Consider the following 20,215-nt stretch of genomic DNA (forward strand, 5'->3'; position numbering starts at 1 on the left):
GGCTCCGGAGGAGGGGTGTGGGCCGGTGACCGAGCGCGAGGAGCCCGATCCGCATCGCTGGCAGGCGCTCGCGGTCTGTCTGATCGCGGGGTTCATCACGCTGCTGGACGTGTCGATCGTCAACGTCGCGCTCCCCTCCATCCGCGCCGGCCTCGACGCGAGCGTCAGCGACATCCAGTGGGTGTTGTCCGGCTACGCGCTGACCTTCGGGCTGGCCCTGGTACCGGCCGGCCGGATCGGCGACGCGCGCGGTCGCCGGATGATGTTCATGACCGGCCTGGCCCTGTTCACCGGGGCCAGCGCACTGTGCGGCGCGGCACAGACGTCCCTGTGGCTGGTGCTGGCCCGCCTGCTCCAGGGCATCGCCGGTGGCCTGCTCACCCCGCAGGTGTCCGCGCTCATCCAGCAGATGTTCTCCGGCCGTGAACGCGGCCGTGCGTTCGGCATGTTCGGCACGGTGATCGGCATCTCCACGGCCGTCGGCCCGCTGCTCGGCGGCCTGATCATCAAGGTGTTCGGTGCCGACGAGGGCTGGCGCTGGGTGTTCTACGTCAACCTCCCGATCGGCATCGTCGCCTTCGTGCTGGCCCGGCGGTTGTTGCCCGGTCCCGACCACGCGAACCGGGCGTGCCTGCGCGATCTGGATCCGATCGGCGTGCTCCTGCTCGGCTCCGGCGTGGTGCTGCTGTTGTTGCCGCTGGTCGAGGAACGCCAGTGGCAGGGCTCCGCCAAGTGGCTGTTGGTGCCGATCGCGGCGATCTTCTTCGGCGCCTTCGTGCTGTGGGAGATCCACCAGGGCCGGCGCGGTCGCCAACCGGTGGTCGACCTGGCGCTGTTCAAGGTCCGCTCGTACACGCTCGGCCTGTTGGTGATGCTCTTCTACTTCGCCGGATTCACCTCGATCTTCTTCGTCTTCACCCTCTACTTCCAGTCCGGCCTGGGCTACAGCGCGCTGCTGGCGGGCCTGGCGATCACCCCGTTCGCGCTCGGCTCGGCGCTGGGCGCGTCGATCGGCGGGCGCCTGGTGAACCGGTTCGGTCACGCGCTGGTGACCGGCGGGTTGCTGATGGTCGTGGTCGGTCTGCTCGGCTCGATTCTGGCGGTGTACGAGGTGCCGGGGCACCACGTCGGTTGGATGCTGGTGGCGCCCCTGCTGTGTGCGGGGCTGGGCAGCGGTCTGGTGATCTCGCCCAACCAGACGCTGACCCTGGCCGAGGTGCCACCCGTGCAGGGCGGTGCGGCGGCCGGGGTGCTGCAGACCGGACAGCGGATCGGCTCGGCGACGGGCATCGCGGCGGTCGGCGCGGTCTTCTTCTCCCAGCTCGCCGACGAGCGGGGCCGGGACTGGGCCGAGCCGCTGCGGCACGGGCTGACGGTCTCGGTGGGCTTCGTGCTCGCCGCGTTCGTGGTCGCCTTCCTGGACCTGCGCAAGGGCCGCGCCCCGTTGCCCCGATAGGGACCGGGAATCGTCCGGGCCACCCGGTAGCGTCCGGGCATGACTTTCGACATCCACGCGGCACTGCCCGCCGCGCTCGCGGACCGGGCCGGGGCCTGGGCGTTCATCCGTGCGTTCGCCGCCGACCGGGGCGGGGCGATCGAGGCCGCCGACGGGTACGACCCGGCGGAGCTGGACGCGAGTGCCGCGCGCCTGGGCGTGGAATTGCCGAGCGCGCTGCGGGAGCTGTACGAACTCCTGGGTCGGCGGGTGGACCTGACGAGCAACCACGACGTGCTGTTGCCGCCGGACAAGCTCTACGTCGAGGACGGCGTGCTGGTCTTTCGCGAGGAGAACCAGGGCGTCGCGTGGTGGGGGGTGCGGCCGGGCGGGGACGATCCCGCGGTGCTGGCGGCCTACGACGAGGCCGAGCCGGCCGCCGAGCGCTGGTCGGCCTGGTTGCCGCGCTTGTCGGTCGCGGCGGTGGAGATCGTGCTGTCCGAGGTGCTGCTGTTCGACGACGAACTCGTCGAGGCGATCGAGTTCGCGCCCGAGGAGATCGAGCGACTGCCGGCGGAGACGCGCGAGTTGCCGTTCCCCGGCTATCCCGAGTGCGAGGAGCCCGGGAACCGGGTGCGCTGGTTCGCGGGCCCCGACCTGCTGGCCCGCTACGACGGCGCGATGATCGTGTTCCGCGCACGCACGGAAGAGCACTTGGACCGCTTCTTCGACACGGTCTGCGACGAGGACGACGAGGACGAGCCGGTCGCCTGACCCGGCGCGCCGAGGCTCGACGCCCCCAGCGGGACGTCGAGCCACGGTCGTGTGCCGCGATCGCGATCAGAATTGGCTGTTGCGGAACGGCTCCTTCGGCCTGCCCAGGTTCGGCTTGCCGAGCACGTCCTTGGCCGACAGCGCGTAGATGCCGTGGTTGGTCAGCACCCACACGACGTTGCGGTCCCACTCGACGTAGACGCCGTGCGTCTGGTTGCCCATCGCCCACTCCGGGAACGTGCCGTCCTCGGTCGGCCAGTCCCGGGTCTTGGTGCCGAACGCCTTGGGCACGAAGTACGCCTCGATCTCCGGCCGGGCCGGATTCTTGACGTCGAAGACCTGGGCGCCCGCGTTGTAGAAGCCGTACACCAGCGTGCCGTCGTCGTGGCGGCCCGGATTGGTGTAGTAGCCGGTGCGCTTGGGGCCGAAGCTGCCCCGCCGCTGGCAGTAGTCGGTGACCCCGGCCGACCTGGGCGGCGTGGGACGGGGCAGTTGCCCGACGATTCGGGGGTTGGCCACGTCCCGCGCGTCGATCTGGTAGATCGGCTTGTACGGCTCGTAGCAGTCCTCGGTCAGCGGATATCCGGAGAGGTAGATCATCCCGGTCTTCTCGTACTGCGACACGTCGATGTTGTCGCCCTCGGTACCCGCCACCGACGGCGGCAGGTCCACGTGGCCCACCTGACGCAGGTCCGCCGGGTTCGAGATGTCCAGAACGGTCATGCCCAGGCCGCCCTGCACCGCGAAGCCGTATCGACCGCCCTGCTCGACCGGCTTGGGCACGAACAGCGACATGCGCGCACCGAGCCAGCTCGTGCGATTGCCACAGCGCGGGTTCCGCGCGTACGCGTCGTCCTCGCCGGTGACCTGTCCGGGCAGATGCCAGGTGTCCAGGAGCCGGGGCGCGGCCGGGTCGGACATGTCGTAGGACTGATAGCCGGCCGAGTGCAGGTTGGTCGGGTACTCGGTGTTGGCGAAGGTGTCGTTCGGCGCGACGGCGATGAACATGTACTTGCCGCCGTCCCAGTACGGCACGTCCAGCGAACCGGAGCCCTGCTGGGCCTTGGTCGGGTCGCTGTTCAGCGGATTCGGCTGGGTCGAGTCGGTGCTGACGGTCGAGATCAGCCGCCAATCGGCCTTCCGGGGGCCGTCCAGGCGGTAGACCTTGAAGCCCTTGAGCCCGGGCTTGGTGCGCAGCTTCGCCACGCCCTCGGGGTTGCCGTACTTGTCGTGGCCCGGCTCGTCGGTGAGTTCGCCGATCTGCCGCTTGTCCTCGAAGGACTGCACCATCACGTAGGCGTTCAGCCGCTTGTTCCACTGGATCGTGGACGCACCCCAGTAATCGCCCGCCGCCCAGGTGCCGTTGGCCTTGAGCTCGTCGCCGCCCACGTCCTCACGGGACATCCGCTCCACCACCGTGACGTGCTTGACGTCGGTGATGTCGTAGACGCGGCCCTCGGAACGGTCGTACTGGAACATGTACCGGCGTCCGCCGAAGTCGACGATGTTCTGCCAGGTGTGGAAGAAGTCCGGCGTGAAGTCGTAGCCCTCGTAGGCGGCTTCGACGTTCATGTTCTTCACGTACTGCCGGCCGTCGTAGTCGGCGCGGCGCCCCGGGAAGGGGTGCGGGTTCTCCTCGTCGAGCGGGGTGGACGCGGGAGCCAGGAACGAGCCGTCGAGCTGCATGCCATAGGAGTTCGGGTCGGCCGGCTGCGGTCGACGTTCCTGGCAGACGAACGGGATGTTCGGGTCCTGTCCGGCAGCCGCGGCGGTCGCGGTGCGCGGTGTGGAGCCGGCGGCGGTGCGGCCGGGGTCGCCCAGGTAGGTGCTGCCGGTGACGGCCACCAGGGCGGCCATCGCGATCGCACCCGATCTGCCGTATTTCCGGGCTCTGTCGGCTCTGCGGGAGCCGTCGGATCTGCCGGCTCTGTTGCCGAGGGTGGGTGTGCGGCGCATCTGACGAACCTTCCGACACGGGACAATGACGGGGAAGTGCGCTGGCGGTGCGGCGGGGGGAGCGCGCCGTGATGGCCGGCCGAACCGCCCTCGTCACCTCTTCGCAGGCGAAGCCGACCTTCTGCGAAGAAACCCGACCGGTGACCCCGGATGCTCCGGTGTCCCCGGGTGTCGGTCGAGGACCGCGGTGTCGACGGACCGGCCCGCTCCGCCACGCGGAACGGATCGGCGTCGGGACCGAACAACGACGGCGCGCGGACTCGATCCGGCACCCGTACCCGGCACCGTGCCTGCGGCACCGGACGGATGGCTCGTCAAGAAGCTGTCGCCACGTGCATGATGGCTGCGCCGGCGCATGTCCATCCAATGCCGATCCGGCGCCACTGCATCACCAAACAGGTATGCGTGCCCGTCCGGTACGCAACACCGAACCGGTACGGGAGCCTGCGTGGACCTGCTCGACGGACGCCTGAAGTTCCGGCATCTGACCCTGATCACGGCGATCGCCGAACACGGGGGAGTCAGCCGCGCGGCCGAGGCGCTGCACCTGACCCAGCCCGCCGCGACCCGCACCCTGCGCGAGCTGGAGACCATGGTCGGCGTCCCGCTGTTCGAGCGCGGCCCGCACGGGATGACGCCCACGCTCTACGGCGACGCCCTGGTCGCCCATGCCCGGGTGATCCTGGCCGAGGTGCGCCGGGCGGGCGACCACATCGCGAGCCTGCGCGAGGGCCAGACCGGTACGGTCACCGTCGGCACGCTGCTCGCGGGCACCAGCGTGCTGCTGCCGCGCGCGGTGTCCGCGCTCAAGCGGGACCGACCCGGGATCACCGTGATCGTCCGCGAGGCCACCTACGACGTGCTGTACCCGCAACTGCTCGCCGGCGAGATCGACGTCGTGGTCGGCCGGCTCGGCCGGGCCGAGGACGCCGGGCGGGTTCGGCAGACCGCGTTGTATCGCGAGCCGATCCGGCTGGTGGTGCGGCGCGGCCACCCGCTCCTGGACGGTGCGCGCGTGCTTGCCGACACGATCGCGCACCCGTGGATCCTGCCGCTCGAACAGACGGCGCTGCGCAGCGAGTTGGCTCAGTTGTTCACCCGCAGCGGGCTGCCGCTGCCGGCCGACCGGGTCGAGTGCACCTCGATCCTGACCGTGCGGGCGCTGCTGCTGGCCACCGACATGATCGCCGCGTTGCCCGAGCTCGTGGTCACCGGCGACGAGCGGCTCGCGGTGCTGCCGGTGCCCCTGGAGTCGGTACGCCGCACGGTGGGCACCACGCTGATGGCGGACCGGCCCCCGACGCCGGCGGTGAGCGCGTTCCTGGCCTGCATCGGCGATCAGGCGGTGGCGCTGCGGGCCGCGCTCGGCGAGGAGGCGGCGCTCGACGTGGACTGAGCGCCGAGGGTGCGGCGGCGCCCGAGCACGCCGGTGCGGCGGGCCGGTGCGCGGAACCGCTGGATCTCCTGGCCGAGCGGGGCTTCGACGTCCGGCACGTGACCCTGCACCTCGACCGGCGCGGTCTGCGGGCCCGGATCGGCGACGAGGAGGCGGTGTCGGCCGGTCGACGGCGGGTCGAGCAGGAGCGGCGCCGCCGGGCGGCCGAGCCGTGGCTGTACGCATGCCGGCACGGATCGGTCGATTCCGGGATATTCCCCGACGGAACGGGTAGCCGGCGACCCGGTTGGGGTGCGACAGTTCGCAGGACGCGGCAACCGTGCCCGGACCCCGTGCCGGCCCCTACCGGATCACGCCGCGTGTGTCCATGGCGCTCGCCCCCCGTGCGGGGGGCAGAGCCTCCCCCCGGGATCGGGGGGCTTGTCGGATCGTCCCGCGGATGGGCGGTCAATAGCGTCGAGACGGCGCCAAGCCACCGCGCTCAGCCGACCATCCTCCCCCCAGATACCGGGACGCCCCATGACCTCGACCGCACCCACCCTGGACCATCCGGAGATATCCCCGCCCACGCGTCGGGGCAGCGACTTCGCGCCGCTGCTCGCCGATCTCAAGGCGGCCGGACTGCTGGAGCGGCGCACCGCCTGGTACGCCCGGATGATCGGCCTGAACCTGCTCCTCCTGCTCGGCTCCTGGGCCGCGGTGGTGTGGGTGGGCGACTCGTGGTGGCAACTCGCCCTGGCCGTTCCGGTCGCGTTGTTCACCACCCGCGCCTCCTTCGTCGGCCACGACGCCGGCCATCAGCAGATCGCCCGCACGGCCCGCACCCACCGGGTACTCGCGCTGCTGCACGGCAACCTGCTGATGGGGATGAGCTGTGGGTGGTGGAACGCGAAGCACAACAAGCACCACGCCAACCCGAACCACCTGGAGAAGGACCCGGACGTCGCGGTCGGCGTGCTGGTCTGGGACGCCGACCAGACCGGCGGGCGGACCGGCGTGCTGGGTTGGCTGACCCGGCACCAGGCCCGGTTGTTCTTCCCGCTGCTGCTGCTCGAAGGGCTCAACCTCAAGGTCAACGGCCTGATGGCGCTCAAGGAGCGGACCCCGCGCGAGCGCCTGGTGGAGGGCTCGGTGCTGGTCGTGCACTACGCCGTGTACCTCTCGGTGTTGCTGATCGCGATGTCCCCGGTCAAGGCGCTGGTGTTCGTGCTGGTCACGCACGCGCTGCTCGGCCTGCATCTGGGCATGGCGTTCGCGCCCAACCACAAGGGCATGCCGATGCCCGAGCCGGGCGTCAAGTGGGACCACCTGCGGCGTCAGGTGCTGACCTCGCGCAACGTCCGGGGCGGCCCGGTCACCGACTGGATGCTCGGTGGCCTGAATTACCAGATCGAACACCACCTGGTGCCGAACATGCCGCGGGTGAACCTGCGCCGGGCCCAGCCGATCGTGCGCGCGCACTGCGACCGGCTCGGCGTGCCCTATCTGGAGACGAGCCTGGTGCGGTCCTACCGGCAGGCACTGGGCCACATGCACGACGTGGGCGCCTCGCTGCGCGCCGAGCGGACCGGGCGCGCGGCCTAGCCACCGCGTCGCCGGCGGGCGGGACGGTCGGCAAAGTGGCGGACACGGGACGGTCGGCAAAGCGGCGGACAAAGGTGCGCACAAACGATTGATGTGTTTTACATCTATCTCTAGGGTGGGGCCGTCCATCCCCCTCCCCACCCAGGAGCGCGTTCCGTGGCCGGCCCCGCCCCAACCCCGCAGGACCCGCGACAACGTTTCCTGGTGCCGGTGCTCGGCTCGTGCGGCATCGTCGCCGCGCTCATGCAGACCGTGGTGGTACCGCTGCTCCCGGACCTGCCCGCGCTGACCGGCAGTTCGGCCTCGACGGTCAGTTGGACGGTCACCGCGACGCTGCTCAGCGGCTCGGTGTGCACGCCGCTGCTCGGCCGCGCGGGCGACATGTTCGGCAAGAAACGCATGCTGGTCGTGGCGATGAGCGTGCTCTCGGTCGGCTCGGTGATGTGCGCGCTGACCTCGGACATCGGCGTACTGATCGTCGGCCGCACCCTCCAGGGCATGGCCACCGCCGTGGTCCCGCTGGGGATCAGCATCCTGCGCGACGAATTGCCGCCGGCCAAGGTCGGCGGCGGCGTCGCGATGATGAGTTCGACGCTGGGCATCGGCGCCGCCGTCGGCCTGCCGCTGGCCGGTCTGGTCGTGGACCACGCCGACTGGCACGCGATGTTCTGGGGCGCCACCGTGCTCGCCCTGGTGGTGCTGGGCCTGGTCGTGCTGGTCGTGCGCGAATCGCCGGTGCGCAGCCCCGGCCGGTTCGACGTGGTCGGCTCGCTCGGCCTGACCGCGTTCCTGGTCTGCCTGTTGCTCGCGGTGTCCAAGGGCACCGCGTGGGGCTGGACGAGCACCCGCACGCTGGGCCTGCTGGCCGCCGCCGTGCTGATCGTGCTCGCCTGGGGGATGCACCAGTGGCGGGTGAGCACCCCGCTGGTGGACCTGCGGGTGACCGCGCGGCCGGCGGTGCTGCTCCCCAACATCGCCGCGTTGTTCATCGGCTTCTCGTTCTACGCGAACAGCCTCTCCACCGCCCAACTGGTGCAGACGCCGAAGGAGAGCGGCTACGGACTGGGCGTCTCGGTCGCGATCGGCGGCCTGTGCCTGCTGCCCGGCGGGGTGATGATGGTCGTGCTCTCACCGATCTCCACCGGGCTGACCGCCACCCGAGGACCCAGGTTCTGCCTCGGCGTCGGCGCGATCCTGCTCGGCCTGGGCTACGTGGTGCGGATCTTCACCAGCCACGAGTTGTGGACCATCGTCCTGGGCGCCACCGTGGTCGCCTCCGGCACGGCGATGTGCTACTCGGCGCTGCCGATGCTGGTCATCCGGGCCATCCCCGCCGCACAGACCGCCGCCGCCAACGGCATCAACGCGCTGATGCGCACGATCGGCCAGGCCGTGTGCAGCGCGGTGGTGGCGGCGGTGCTCACGTCCTACACGATGTCCGTCGGCGGCCACGTGCTGCCCACCCTGCACGCCTACATGGTCGTCTTCGTGATCGCCGGCATCGTGGCCGGCTGCGCGCTCGTGGCCTGCCTGTGCATCCCCGAGCCCGCGGGCCCGACGGCCGCGGCGCTCCCGCTCGAATCGGCGAGCCCCGCCCGGGCCGTCGAGCCCCGGTCCATCGCGGCTACGCCGGACCCAACCGGTCGAACATGATCAGCCCGTCCTCGAACACGGTCAGCTCGCCCACCTTCGCGTCCTTCGCCCGGATCGCCGCGGTGAACGCCTGCTCGTAGGCGAACATCGGGACGTCCTTGGCCAGTTCGCGCTGCACCACGACGTAGGCCGCGCGCCGGGCCGAGGCGTCGGTGGTGGCCCGGGCCGCGTCCAGCGCCTGGTCCACCGCCGGGTTCTTCCACTGCATGTGGTTGTCCTGGCCCTTGGAGTGCAGGAAGTTGTACAACACCGGCTCCGGGTCGTCGAAGGACAACACGAACTCGCCCGCGTCGAACTGCCGCTGGATCTGCACCTTCTGGAGGTATTGGGTGCCCTCCAGGAACTCGGTCCGCATGGTGATGTTCTTCATCGTGGCCACCTGCGCGAGCCAGTACTCGGCGGTCAGATGCGAGCCCGGGCTGTTGTAGGTGCTGTACGTGAAGGACAGCGGCTTGCCCTCGGCGGCGAGCGCGTCCAGCAGTTGCTGGGCCTCGACCCGGTTGTTCGACGGCAGCGGCGCCTCGGCCGAGGCGAAGTCCGAACCCGGGCGCAGGAACGTGCTCAGCGGCTTGCCGGTGTTGTCGGTGACCACCTTCGCACGGGCCGCCGGGTCCATGATCAACGCGAACGCGCGCCGCGCGCGCGGATCGTCGAACGGCGGCCGGCTGGTGTTGAACAGCGTCATGAAGCCGCCGCTCTTGCCCTCGGTGAGCACCGGCAGGCCGGCCTTCTGCGCGTCGCCGAGCAGCTTGGCCTGCGCCGTGGTCAACACCTGGGCCTGGTTGGCGCCCAGCATGGCCAGCCGCTGTGACTGGTCGACCACCGGCTTGAGGGTCAACTGCTTCAGCGGCGGCCGACCGCCCACCTGCCAGTACCGGGGATTGCGCTCCAGCACCATCTGCTGGTCGCGCACCCAGCTCTTGAGCCGATACGGCCCGGCGCCCACCGGCTTGGCGCCGAAGCCCTTAGGGTCGGCCTTGATCGCTGCGGGCGAGCCGACGAACGCGAGGTTGTGCGCGATCACCTTGTCGAAGTGGGCGTTCGGTGCCGGCAGCGTGACCTTGACGGTCCGGCTGTCGGTGGCGGCTATGCCGATCCCGGCGACCACGCGCGCCTGCAGCGACTTGTTCGCCGGATCCGCGTGCCGCTCCCAGTTGAACTTGACCGCCTCGGCGTCCAGCGCGGTGCCGTCGGAGAACTTCAGGTCCGGCCGCAGCCGCAGCGTCCAGACCCGGCCGCCCTCCGCCGCGGTCGCGCTCTCGGCGAGCTGGGGTTGGGCCCGACCGGTCTTGGGGTCGATCCACAACAACACGTCGAACACGGCCGCGGCCTGGGTGCCGCCGGTGATCTGGGACAGGCTCGCCACGATCGGGTCCAGGCTGCGCGCCTCCTGGGTGACCAGGACGGTCATCGAGCCGCGCGCCGAGTCGCCGGCACCGTCGTCGGAGCCGCACGCGGCAGTGGTCAGGATCAGTCCGGTCAACGCGGCGGACAGGGCCGCCTGCCGGATGGGCACGGATCGCACGGTGGTCGCTCCTCGCACGGGCCCACCTGGGTCGGGCAGACCCTGGGTCTCCATGGATGTTGCGTCCGGGGCATCAACGGGGATCAACCTAAGTCCCTCCTGACTCACCGTCAACAACCGTTCCATGCAGAGTGATGGGCGGGCGGGTGCCCGGGGGCGCGCCGCCGACTGCGAGCCGGTCGGGTGACGCATGCGATTTTTGCGCCGAATCGGGCATAGGACGCTGTGTTTGTCGATCCCATGAGGCCGGACCGCACGCCAGGAGACCGCATGACGACCGCCGCACTGTCGCCGGAACTGCTCGCCGAGCTGCGCCGCCCGCGCGCGTATCCCGCGGTGTCCCTGACGCTGCCCACGCACCGGCACCGCCCGGAGAACCAGCAGGATCCGATCCGACTGCGGAACGTGCTGGCCGAGGCGGAGAAGCGGCTCGCGGCCGATCCGGAGGTGGGTCGGGAGGCCCGGATCAAGACCGTCGACCGGCTCAAGGCGGCGGCGGCCGAACTGGATCCCGAACACTTCATGGACGGCCTGGTGCTCTACGCGTCGGCCGACGAGCACTACGCGTTCACCGTGCAGGCACCGGTCGGTGAGCGCGTGGTGCTGGCGACCACCTACCTCACCCGCAACCTGGTGGCCGCGGCCGAACGGCTCACCCCCTATTGGGCACTGGTGCTCAGCGAGCACGAGGTGCACCTGTGGCACGGTCGCGGCGACGGCGTGCACGAGGTCCGCGACGGCGGCTTCCCGATCACCTCGGCCGGTCCGGAACGGGACGGACCGCCCACCCGCGAGGGCGGCGGGCTGGGCGTGAGCGAGGACCTGCGTCGGTTGCTGAACGAGGCCGACGAACAACTGGCGCGGGCGCTGCTCGGACGCGAGGACAAGGTCGTCCTGGTCGGTCTGCGACCGCAGGTCAAGGCGTTTCGGGAGAGCAGCCGCAACGGCGCGCACCTGGCCGAGACCGAGTTGGAGGTCGGCGGCGTGAGCGAGGCGACCCCCGGCCAGTTCGCCGAGATCCTCGCGCCGGCGCGGACCGCGCTGGCCGCGGAGGCGACCGCCGCGGCGTTGCGGGCGCTGGACGACGCGCGCAGCGGCAAGCGGTACGCGGGCGGCATCCAGGAAGTGTGGGCGCCGTCCCGGGCCGGGCGCGGTGCGCTGCTGGTGGTCGAGGAGGGGCTGCGGGTGACCGGTCGCCTGGTGACGGTCGACCGCACCGGGGAGGTCGCGCTCCAGGTGCTCACCGGGCCGCACGCCGAGGACGCGGTACTGGCCGGCCGAGCCGAGGACGACATCGTGGACACCGTGGTCGAGGCGACCCTGGAGGCCGACGGCAAGGTGGTCTTCGTACCCGACGACACGCTCAAGGAGGCCGGCGGCATCGCGCTGGCACTGCGCTACTAGGCCCGAACCGCGACGAGTGCGGCGGCGACCCCTCGGGGGGCGCCGCCGCACTCGGTCGTAGCGGGTCGAGCGGTGCTCGGCTCGACGGATGGCCCGGCCGGTCAGAGCAGGTCGCGCTCCAACGCCTCCAGGTCGTCCTCGTACGCGGTACTGGTCTCGAACCGGTAGATGATGCTGCGCGGATCCGCGTCGTCGAACGGGGCGTCCAGCCACTCGCCCGGCTCGGTCGGCTCGATCGCCGACACCCACAGGGTGGAATCGCCCGGTTCCAGGCCGAGTTCCTCGGCGCGCTGGGCGATTTCGTCCGGTTCGTAGACGTCGAAGAGCACCGCGACCGCGCTCGACGCGCTGTCGGTGCCGGTGTCGCGCGGGGACGCCGGCGGTTCCGCGTCGCCGGTCTCCGCGTCGGCGCGGCGGGCGTGGTCGACGAGGGTGATCAGGTCCTTGATCACGTAGTCCCGGCGGATCAGCACGGTGACCGCCTCCGGGTTGGTGGGACCCTCGTACTCGGCTTCCTCGCTGTTGCCGGGCACCTCGAACGGGGTGACCTCGTCGTAGGCGTCGTACAACAACTCGTCGTACGCCTCGGCGGCGGCCGCGAGCGCGTCGTACGCGGCGAACACGGCCGGGTCGCTCTCGCCTTGGCGGGCTTCGACGGCGGCCAAATGGTCGTCGATCGCCGATTTGAGAACGTCCGCGGCGACACGGACCTGCTCTGGCGTGGGCTGCGCAACACCGGTCATGGGGTGACGTTATCCGCAAGACCCCCGCGCGCGCACAATGGTTCACTGATGGCGGAGTCGGAGACTTACCAAAAGGCCGGTCACCGCGCCTTCGCGCGGCCGCCGGGGAACGGAAACATGGCGGAATACGAGTTTCGGCAACTGGACATCCCGCGCGGTACCTCCCGGACCGACGCGTGTCGCATCCTGACCGAGCAAGCGGAGTACGGCTACTGGGAACTGGATCGGCTGTTGCTGCGCGGCGACGGCAGCCGACGAGTGGTCCTGCGGCGGCGGATCATCCGTCAGGTGCGCACCATGTGACGAATCGTCACCGAACGGATCGTCACCGATGAGTCGTCACCGATGGGTCGTCACACACGAGGACTGCCCGCCCCTGTCCTCCCAGGGGCGAGCAGTCCTCGGATTCATCCGCCGTGCAGGCCGTGCTCAGTCCTGCGCGGGGCGTGAACGGCGGTACAACACGAAACCGCCGAGCAGCAGCGCGGCGCCGATCGGGGCCACGGTGAGTGCGTTCGAACCGGTCTCGGCGAGCGTGCCGTGGCTCGTGGACCCACCGGTGCTGCCGCCGGTCGTCCCACCGGTGCTACCGCCGGTGGTCCCACCGGTGGTGCCGCCCGTCGTGCCGCTGGTGGTGCCACCCGTGGTCGGCGGCTTCGTGGTCGGCGGCTTGGTGGTCGGCGGCTTGGTCGTCGGCGGCTTCGTCGTCGGCGGCTTCGTGGTGGGGGGCTTGGTGGTCGGCGGCTTGGTGTGCGGCGGCTCGGTGTGCGGAGGGCGCGTGGGGTTCGACGCGTTCACGCAGTGGTTGCCGAACGCCGGGTTCAGGGCGCCGATCACGTTCACCGTGTTCCCGCACACGTTCACCGGAACGTGGATCGGGACCTGGATGTTGTTGCCCGAGGCCACGCCGGGAGACCCGACGGCCGCGCCATCGGCCGCACTGCCGGCGTTGGCCACGCCTACCGCCGCGGACGCGAGTGCGCCCGTGGTGGTGATGACGACCAACAGCCCCTTCTTTGCGAACTGGTGCATGTAGATACCCCTGTGTCTCTCTCGCGAGGGGCGGGGGACGATGACCCCGCACGGACGTCAACGAGAGCCGACACCCGAGGTCACCGACGTGGGGACGATTCGCTCGTACGGCTGAGTTTCAGGATTCTTCGCAACCGGGTCTTGACGGTTTTCGAGCACTTTTCATCCCAGTCGAGCGCTTGGCTGACCGATGGCGATCGTCGCCCCCGGGTGTGCCGGCGGGGTACCGACGAGTCGGCTGCGGCCGTGCTCCGAGCCCGGGTCGCCGCACAGCGGGACGGCCCCGAGACCGTGCGGGTCTCGGGGCCGTCCTCACGCCGACGAACGCGTGGGCCTGGATCAGGCGTTGATGCAGGTGTTGCCGAACGTGGGGTTCAGCACGCCGATGATGTCGATGCTGTTGCCGCACAGGTTGATCGGAATGTGGATCGGAACCTGGATGTTGTTGCCCGAGATCACGCCGGGGGAGTTGACCGCCGCACCCTGCGCATCGGAGTTCGCCATGGCGCCGCCGGCACCCGCGAGCACAACACCACTGCCGGCCGCGACGATGAACGCGACCTTGCCCATCTTCTTCATGATTCTTTCGTCCTCCTTGTCGACACCACGACGCGCTTGCGCGCCGCACAAGGGGAAACGACGGGATCGCACGGAGGCTACGTGTCGGCCGAGGTATTCACTCGATCGGGCCCGCCCCCGGGAAATCCCCGGCCGGGAGCACACGTTGGGGCCGAGTCGGCGCGCGGTCGGGACGCCGGAGTGCTTCCCGGGCCCCGACCGCGCACCGCGCTCACGCGTTGTCGAGAAAGTGATCCAGCACCCGCACACCGAACTTGAGCCCGTCCACCGGGACCCGCTCGTCGACGCCGTGGAACATGCCCGCGAAGTCGAGGTCGGCCGGCAGCTTCAGCGGCGCGAAGCCGAAGCAGCGAATGCCCAGATCGGCGAAGGACTTCGCGTCCGTGCCCCCCGACAGGCAGTACGGCACCGCCCGCGCGGCCGGGTCGTGCGCACGCAGCGCGGCCGACATGGCCTCGACCAGCGCACCGTCGAAGCCGGTCTCCAACGCCTGGTCGGTGTGCACCGTCTCGCGCCGCACCCGCGGGCCCAGCACCGCGTCCAACTCGGCGTGGAACTCCTCCTCGAAGCCCGGCAGGAACCGGCCGTCCAGGTGCGCGGTGGCCTGCCCGGGGATCACGTTGACCTTGTACCCGGCGTTGAGCATGGTCGGCTGCGCGGTGTTGCGGATGGTCGCGCCGATGATGCTCGCGATCGGGCCGAGCCGCTCGATCGTGGACTCGATGTCGTCCGGGTCGAGTTCGATGCCCAGTGCGTCCGAGATCTCGTCCAGGAACGCCCGCACGGTCTTGGTGACCCGGATCGGGAACTTGTGCCGACCCACCCGGGCGACCGCCTCGGCCAGTTCGGTGATCGCGTTGTCCTTGGCGATCATCGACCCGTGGCCGGCCGTGCCGTCCACGATCAGCCGCATCCAGTCCATGCCCTTCTGGGCGGTCTCGACCAGGTACAGCCGCAGGTCGTCGTTGACCGTGAAGGAGAACCCGCCGACCTCGCCGATGCCCTCGGTGACCCCCTCGAACAGGTCGGCGTGGTTGTTCACCAGATGCCGCGCGCCGAAGAGGCCGCCGGCCTCCTCGTCCGCCACGAACGCGAGCACGATGTCGCGCGAGGGCCGCCGGCCGGTCCGCACCCGGTCGCGCAGCACCGCGAGCACCATCGCGTCCATGTCCTTCATGTCGACCGCGCCGCGACCCCACACGCAGTCGTCCGCGACCTCGCCCGCGAACGGGTCGTAGGTCCAGTCCGCGGCGTTGGCGGGCACCACGTCCAGGTGGCCGTGGATCAACAGCCCCGGCCGGGACCGGTCGGTGCCCTCGATCCGGACCACGGTGCTGGCCCGGCCGCGTTCGGATTCGTAGATCTTCGGTTCGAGGCCGACCTCCGCGAGCTTCTCGGCGACGTACTCCGCGGCGGCGCGTTCGCCCGGACCCGAGCCGTCACCGTAGTTGCTCGTGTCGATCCGAATCAGGTCGCGGCACAGGTCGACGACCTCGTCCTCCGCGGTGGTGGTGGGCTGGGGACGGACAGCCTCCGTCATGACGGGCTCCTCGGGAAAGGCGGGACGGCACGTGTGTACGGGTGTACCACCATCCTGCACCCGCGTGCGCGGTCGGCATGGGCCGGGCGCCCTTTTGCCGACCGGTCGGTTGAGCGGCGCGGCGGCGAACCCGGACGAGGGCGGCCGGCGACGGCCCCGGCACGAACGTAGGGAGATGCCTCTGACCGGGTGCAACGGGCCGCTGCTACCTTCCGGATCAGGCGGAACAGCCGAACAGCGAACAAGCCGAACAAGTCGAACAAGACGCAGAAATCCGCGAGTCGGACCATCGGGAGGGACGTCACATGAACGGCACCGCGTGGGGCCTGACCGGTCCCGAATTCCTCAAGCTCTACGGCGGCATCCTCGCCGGCCTGGTCGTCCTCGCGATCGTGCTCCGGATCGTGATGGCCTGGGCGGTCCGGGGCCAGGTGAACCGGGCACCGCTCGGCGCGTACGACGCCGCCTACCTCGCGGGCGGACCCATCCGGGTCGCCGAGACCGCGATGGCGTCGCTGATCACCGAGGGATACGTGCACGTACAACGTGCCGGCAAGGTCACCGCCGCCACCGGCGCCCGGCCGACCGAGCCGGTCGCGGCGGCCGTGATGGACTGCGTGCGCACCACCCGAGGCACCCGGCTCGCGCTGCTGCGGGCCTGGAGTCGCAGCACCATGCTCGCCGAGATAGAGGGCAGCCTGGTCGATCGTGGCCTGGTGCACTCCCCGTTGGCCCGGCGGATCGTCAAGCTGCCGTCGCGGCTGATGCTCGTGCTCGCCCTGGTCGGCATCGCCCGCTTCGTCAACGGCCTGGCGCACGGCAGGCCGGTCGTCTTCCTGGTCCCGTTCCTGGTCGTCACCTTCGTCCTCGCGGCCCTGTTCGCCGTGTCGTTCCGGGCCACCGGGGCGGGCCGCCGGGCTCTGCGTGAACTGCTCGTACAGGTAAGGGCGGACCGCCGCTCGGGCGCGCTGGTCGGCGCCGGCGCACTGGCCGGCCTGTTCACGGTGGCCTGCCTGGGCATGGCCGCGCACCCGGACCCGGAGGCCAGGGTCGCCTTGGTGGCGTACGGCGGAAGTGGTGGCAGCGGCGGCGGTGGCGGCGGGGACGGCGGAAGCGGCTGCGGCGGGAGCAGCGGCTGTGGTGGCGGAGGCGGCTGCGGCGGCGGCGGCTGCGGCGGCTGAACCACACGACCCGTCCGAACCACACGAACCACACCCCTCCGCGCGGCGCGCGGCCTCGAAACACACGATCGGCCCGGCTGGATCGGGAACGGCGAACAGCCGCCCCGACCACCGGGCCGAGTCGTTTCCGCTTCCGTTCCCTCCCGTGCCCCGACCGCCCCTTCCGCCCGATTCGTTCCCGTCCCGGCAGGCAACCGCCGTGCCACGCACCGGTGATCGGGGAAGAGCCGCGACCGAAAAAGAGTTCTACCTGTCGCCGTTCCTCCCTGTATCGGGCGGTCGTCGACCGAGTCCGCCCGAGTCGGACGGGGACGCGGCACCGACGGTCACGCTGCACCATCCGGGTGCGCGGCCGTTTGTGGCTCGGGTGCGAGGGGAGCCGCGCCCATTACACGGTGCGATCCCCGCCTTGCCCGACCCCGCGCCTTCCGGTGGCGCCGCTCCCAGGCGCGGAGCGAGTCTGCCGGCGTGGCATCGGGTCGTGGCTGCGCGGCACCCGGGGAGCGGTACAGGACTGGAGGGAGTCTGCGTTGAGTGTGATCGAGGTTGCCCCGACTCGGATCGACCCGGTGCGCTGGCCCGACGTGGCCGAGGTGCCCAGGCGGCCGGTGCGTGCGGCGGCCGCTCGGTTCCTGTTCGAGCGGGCGGTGGCACGACTGCCGTTGCGCGTGTGGATCGACGGCGCGGTGTTCGGAAGCGGCGACGCGTCGGCGCCCCGGATGCGGATCGTCCGGCCGGACGCGTTCTTCAACCGGGTCGGCGCGGGCGGGCTGATCGGCTTCGGCGAGGCGTATCAGGCGGGCGACTGGGAAGCGGACGACCTGACCGCGGTGTTGACCGTGTTCGCGTCCCGGGTGAGCACGCTGATCCCGCCCGCGCTACAGCGACTTCGCCCCGTCGTGGTGCCCCGCATGCCGCGCTCGCAGCGCAACACCGTGGCCGGTGCCAAGCGCAACATCCATCGGCACTACGACCTGTCGAACGAACTGTTCGCGACCTTCCTGGACGAGTCGATGGCCTATTCGTCGGCGGTCTTCGAGCAGGGCGCGGACGGCGGTCCCCGAGCCGGGGAGGACGCGCTGACCGAGGCCCAGCACCGCAAGATCGACCGCCTGCTCGATCTCGCCGATGTCGGTCCGGGCAAACGCGTGCTGGAAATCGGCACCGGATGGGGCGAGTTGGCCCTGCGTGCGGCCGAACGCGGAGCGCACGTGCACACCATCACCCTCTCGGCCGAGCAGCGCGACCTGGCGATCGAGCGGATCACCGCGGCCGGTCTCGCCGACCGGGTCGAGGTCGAACTGTGCGACTACCGCCAGGTGCAAGGCAGTTACGACGCGATCGTCAGCGTGGAGATGATCGAGGCGGTGGGGGAGGAGTATTGGCCGATCTACTTCGCAGTGCTGGATCGGCGACTCGCGCCGGGCGGACGGGTCGCGCTCCAGTCCATCACCATGCCGCACGACCGCATGGTGGCCAGCCGGGCCACGTACACGTGGATCCACAAGTACATCTTCCCCGGCGGCCTGATCCCCTCCGACGACGCGGTGCGCAAGGCGACCGCGGCCACCCGGCTGCGGGTCGCGGACAGCAGGTCGTACGGCCTGCACTACGCCGAGACGCTGCGGTTGTGGCGCGAGCGGTTCAACCGACGCGCGGACGAGGTCGAGGTGTTGGGCTTCGACCACGTGTTCCGGCGGATGTGGAACCTGTACCTGTCCTGGTCCGAGGCGGGCTTCCGGTCCGGCTATCTGGACGTGCGGCAATACCTGCTGATGGAGGCGTGAGCGCCGGCGCCGGCGCGCCCGACCGAGGTGCGCGAGAAACGTTGACACCGGACTCCCTCGCACTCCCCTCGGAAGATGAGGGCTTCCCCTGAAGTGCCGGGAGTGGCGCACGTGATCTGCTGGGGTCGTGGACGAGGGGTCGCTCCGGTCGGCCGTCGCGGGGGTGTGGCCGGACGGAGCGGTACCTCGATGTCCGCCGCGAGAAAGGCCCCGACCGGGATCTCCCGGTCGGGGCCTTCGCATCGGGTGCGGGCGGCTGGGTCGCTCGGCTCAGAGGGCCACGCCGAGGATCGCGTCCAGGGCGCGTGAGGCCACGCCCGGGGCGGACAAGTCGTCGCCCCCGTCGGCGAGTTGCCGGGCCGCCCAGGCGTCCATCGCGGCCAGCGCGCCGGGCGCGTCCAGGTCGTCGCACATGCGTTCGCGGATCGTGGCGAGCAGTTCGGTGGTGTCCGGCCCGTCGGGTCGACCGACCGCCGCGCGCCAAGTCGCCAGCCGGGCCTGGGCGTCGGTCAATACCCGGTCGGTCCACTCCCAGTCGCTGCGGTAGTGGTGGGCCAGCAGCACCAGGCGAATCGCCATCGGGTCCACGCCTTCGCGGCGCAGCTTGGAGACGAACACCAGGTTGCCCCGCGACTTGGACATCTTCTCGCCGTCCAGCGCGACCATGCCGGCGTGCACGTAGGCCCTGGCATACGGCACCTCGCCGGTGACCACGTGCGCGTGCGAGGCACCCATCTCGTGGTGCGGGAAGACCAGGTCGCTGCCGCCGCCCTGGACGTCGAAGCCCATGCCCAGGTACTTGAGCGCGATCGCCACACACTCGATGTGCCAGCCGGGCCGCCCCGCGCCGAAGGACGCGTCCCAGGACGGCTCGCCGGGCCGCGCCGCGCGCCACAGCAGGGGGTCGAGCGGGTCCTTCTTGCCGGCCCGCTCCGGGTCGCCGCCGCGCTCGCCGAAGATCTCCAGCATCTCGGCGGCGGTGTAGCCGGACACGCCGCCGAAGCTCTCGTCCGATGCGATGGAGAAGTAGATGTCGCCGTCCACCGAGTAGGCGGCGTCCTTCGCGAGCAGGTCCTCGACCAGCGGCACGATCAGCGGGATCGCCTCGACCACGCCGATGTAGTTGGCCGGTGGCAGCACCCGCAGCGAGGCCATGTCCTCGCGGAACAGCGCCGTCTCGCGCTGTGCCAGCTCGACCCAGTCCACGCCGTCCCGCTCGGCCCGCTCCAGGAGCGGGTCGTCGACGTCGGTGACGTTTTGTACGTAGTCCACGGTGTGGCCGGCATCCCGCCAGACCCGCTGAAGCAGGTCGAACGCGACATAGGTGGCGGCATGCCCCATGTGGGTCGCGTCGTACGGGGTGATGCCGCACACATACAGCCGCGCGACCGGTCCCGGGGTGATCGTCACAAGCTCGTGCACGGAACTGTCGTGCACACGCAGGGACGCACCCTGACCAGGGAGAACGGGGAGCTCGGGTGCAGGCCAGGCATACATACGTATGAGACTAACGTCCGCAGGGGCGGAAGATCTTCCAGGGTTGGCGGACTAATTTCCGCGTCTTTGCCGAACGGCGCGCCCGACCTCGCGGTTCCGCCACACCCGGGGACTCGGCCCGGGGTCGAC

General features: G+C 70.7%; 17 protein-coding genes. 9 read left to right on the top strand and 8 right to left on the bottom strand.

The window, feature by feature from the left end; translation table 11 throughout:
• The first annotated feature begins 25 nt into the window (after positions 1-25).
• Both ABZ374_RS25520 and ABZ374_RS25525 read left to right on the top strand, forming a co-directional pair.
• Positions 26-1,456: an MFS transporter gene (locus ABZ374_RS25520; protein ID WP_360314856.1), complete on the top strand. Its 1,431-nt coding sequence runs from the start codon at positions 26-28 to the stop codon at positions 1,454-1,456.
• A gap of 39 nt (positions 1,457-1,495) precedes the next feature.
• Positions 1,496-2,209 carry an SMI1/KNR4 family protein gene (locus tag ABZ374_RS25525; protein ID WP_360314858.1) on the top strand — a complete coding sequence of 238 codons (714 nt, stop codon included), beginning with the start codon at positions 1,496-1,498 and terminating at the stop codon, positions 2,207-2,209.
• A gap of 66 nt (positions 2,210-2,275) precedes the next feature.
• Here ABZ374_RS25525 and ABZ374_RS25530 read toward each other — a convergent pair whose 3' ends face one another.
• Positions 2,276-4,066 carry a hypothetical protein gene (locus ABZ374_RS25530; protein WP_360314860.1) on the bottom strand — a complete coding sequence of 597 codons (1,791 nt, stop codon included), beginning with the start codon at positions 4,064-4,066 and terminating at the stop codon, positions 2,276-2,278.
• A gap of 547 nt (positions 4,067-4,613) precedes the next feature.
• On the opposite strand from ABZ374_RS25530, the gene ABZ374_RS25535 reads away from it, so the two are divergent.
• The gene (locus ABZ374_RS25535; RefSeq protein WP_360314862.1) at positions 4,614-5,561 is read left to right on the top strand and encodes a LysR substrate-binding domain-containing protein; all 948 of its coding nucleotides are present in this window, start codon (positions 4,614-4,616) and stop codon (positions 5,559-5,561) included.
• Here ABZ374_RS25535 and ABZ374_RS25540 read toward each other — a convergent pair.
• The gene (locus ABZ374_RS25540; RefSeq protein ID WP_360314864.1) at positions 5,504-5,794 is read right to left on the bottom strand and encodes a hypothetical protein; all 291 of its coding nucleotides are present in this window, start codon (positions 5,792-5,794) and stop codon (positions 5,504-5,506) included. The two genes, ABZ374_RS25535 and ABZ374_RS25540, sit on opposite strands and share 58 nt — an antisense overlap.
• A 286-nt stretch (positions 5,795-6,080) precedes the next feature.
• Between ABZ374_RS25540 and ABZ374_RS25545 the strand changes: the two genes are divergently transcribed.
• Positions 6,081-7,145 carry an acyl-CoA desaturase gene (locus tag ABZ374_RS25545; protein ID WP_360314866.1) on the top strand — a complete coding sequence of 355 codons (1,065 nt, stop codon included), beginning with the start codon at positions 6,081-6,083 and terminating at the stop codon, positions 7,143-7,145.
• 156 nt (positions 7,146-7,301) lie between these two features.
• Positions 7,302-8,798: an MFS transporter gene (locus tag ABZ374_RS25550; RefSeq protein ID WP_360314868.1), complete on the top strand. Its 1,497-nt coding sequence runs from the start codon at positions 7,302-7,304 to the stop codon at positions 8,796-8,798.
• Here the strand turns inward: ABZ374_RS25550 and ABZ374_RS25555 are convergent.
• On the bottom strand, positions 8,770-10,323 hold the full coding sequence (locus ABZ374_RS25555; protein WP_360314870.1) for an ABC transporter substrate-binding protein: 1,554 nt from the start codon (positions 10,321-10,323) through the stop codon (positions 8,770-8,772). The genes ABZ374_RS25550 and ABZ374_RS25555 overlap by 29 nt on opposite strands.
• 270 nt (positions 10,324-10,593) lie before the next feature.
• Between ABZ374_RS25555 and ABZ374_RS25560 the strand changes: the two genes are divergently transcribed.
• The gene (locus ABZ374_RS25560; protein ID WP_360314872.1) at positions 10,594-11,727 is read left to right on the top strand and encodes a chemotaxis protein; all 1,134 of its coding nucleotides are present in this window, start codon (positions 10,594-10,596) and stop codon (positions 11,725-11,727) included.
• Between the two features lie 101 nt (positions 11,728-11,828).
• Here the strand turns inward: ABZ374_RS25560 and ABZ374_RS25565 are convergent, their stop codons facing one another.
• Entirely contained in the window at positions 11,829-12,470 is a 642-nt protein-coding gene (locus ABZ374_RS25565; protein WP_360314874.1) for a hypothetical protein, read from the bottom strand.
• A 117-nt stretch (positions 12,471-12,587) separates the two neighbouring features.
• Here ABZ374_RS25565 and ABZ374_RS25570 point away from each other — a divergent pair, with 117 nt between their 5' ends.
• The gene (locus ABZ374_RS25570) at positions 12,588-12,773 is read left to right on the top strand and encodes a DUF5703 family protein (RefSeq protein WP_020551221.1); all 186 of its coding nucleotides are present in this window, start codon (positions 12,588-12,590) and stop codon (positions 12,771-12,773) included.
• Between the two features lie 126 nt (positions 12,774-12,899).
• Here ABZ374_RS25570 and ABZ374_RS25575 read toward each other — a convergent pair whose 3' ends face one another.
• The 3 genes from ABZ374_RS25575 to ABZ374_RS25585 form a co-directional block, all read right to left on the bottom strand.
• Entirely contained in the window at positions 12,900-13,502 is a 603-nt protein-coding gene (locus ABZ374_RS25575) for a chaplin (RefSeq protein WP_360314876.1), read from the bottom strand.
• Between the two features lie 339 nt (positions 13,503-13,841).
• Complete coding sequence (locus ABZ374_RS25580) at positions 13,842-14,081, bottom strand: chaplin (RefSeq protein WP_360314878.1); 240 nt, start codon at positions 14,079-14,081, stop codon at positions 13,842-13,844.
• 211 nt (positions 14,082-14,292) lie between these two features.
• Complete coding sequence (locus ABZ374_RS25585) at positions 14,293-15,621, bottom strand: M20/M25/M40 family metallo-hydrolase (RefSeq protein WP_360314880.1); 1,329 nt, start codon at positions 15,619-15,621, stop codon at positions 14,293-14,295.
• A 305-nt stretch (positions 15,622-15,926) separates the two neighbouring features.
• Between ABZ374_RS25585 and ABZ374_RS25590 the strand changes: the two genes are divergently transcribed.
• Both ABZ374_RS25590 and ABZ374_RS25595 read left to right on the top strand, forming a co-directional pair.
• Positions 15,927-16,802, top strand: a complete 876-nt coding sequence (locus tag ABZ374_RS25590; protein ID WP_360314882.1) for a TIGR04222 domain-containing membrane protein — start codon at positions 15,927-15,929, stop codon at positions 16,800-16,802.
• 530 nt (positions 16,803-17,332) lie between these two features.
• Complete coding sequence (locus tag ABZ374_RS25595) at positions 17,333-18,589, top strand: cyclopropane-fatty-acyl-phospholipid synthase family protein (RefSeq protein WP_360314884.1); 1,257 nt, start codon at positions 17,333-17,335, stop codon at positions 18,587-18,589.
• Between the two features lie 270 nt (positions 18,590-18,859).
• On the opposite strand, the gene mshC is transcribed toward ABZ374_RS25595, so the two are convergent.
• Complete coding sequence (mshC, locus tag ABZ374_RS25600) at positions 18,860-20,086, bottom strand: cysteine--1-D-myo-inosityl 2-amino-2-deoxy-alpha-D-glucopyranoside ligase (RefSeq protein ID WP_360314886.1); 1,227 nt, start codon at positions 20,084-20,086, stop codon at positions 18,860-18,862.
• Between the last annotated feature and the right edge of the window lie 129 nt (positions 20,087-20,215).

It is taken from the genome of Embleya sp. NPDC005971, from assembly GCF_040629175.1.
Lineage (GTDB): Bacteria > Actinomycetota > Actinomycetes > Streptomycetales > Streptomycetaceae > Embleya.

Coding starts and splice junctions, on each gene's coding strand:
- ABZ374_RS25570 (WP_020551221.1), top strand. CDS start 12,588: ATGGCGGAATACGAGTTTCGGCAACTGGACATCCCGCGCGGTACCTCC.
- ABZ374_RS25565 (WP_360314874.1), bottom strand. CDS start 12,470: ATGACCGGTGTTGCGCAGCCCACGCCAGAGCAGGTCCGTGTCGCCGCG.
- ABZ374_RS25530 (WP_360314860.1), bottom strand. CDS start 4,066: ATGGCCGCCCTGGTGGCCGTCACCGGCAGCACCTACCTGGGCGACCCC.
- mshC (WP_360314886.1), bottom strand. CDS start 20,086: ATGTATGCCTGGCCTGCACCCGAGCTCCCCGTTCTCCCTGGTCAGGGT.
- ABZ374_RS25525 (WP_360314858.1), top strand. CDS start 1,496: ATGACTTTCGACATCCACGCGGCACTGCCCGCCGCGCTCGCGGACCGG.
- ABZ374_RS25575 (WP_360314876.1), bottom strand. CDS start 13,502: ATGCACCAGTTCGCAAAGAAGGGGCTGTTGGTCGTCATCACCACCACG.
- ABZ374_RS25585 (WP_360314880.1), bottom strand. CDS start 15,621: ATGACGGAGGCTGTCCGTCCCCAGCCCACCACCACCGCGGAGGACGAG.
- ABZ374_RS25560 (WP_360314872.1), top strand. CDS start 10,594: ATGACGACCGCCGCACTGTCGCCGGAACTGCTCGCCGAGCTGCGCCGC.
- ABZ374_RS25545 (WP_360314866.1), top strand. CDS start 6,081: ATGACCTCGACCGCACCCACCCTGGACCATCCGGAGATATCCCCGCCC.
- ABZ374_RS25590 (WP_360314882.1), top strand. CDS start 15,927: ATGAACGGCACCGCGTGGGGCCTGACCGGTCCCGAATTCCTCAAGCTC.
- ABZ374_RS25580 (WP_360314878.1), bottom strand. CDS start 14,081: ATGAAGAAGATGGGCAAGGTCGCGTTCATCGTCGCGGCCGGCAGTGGT.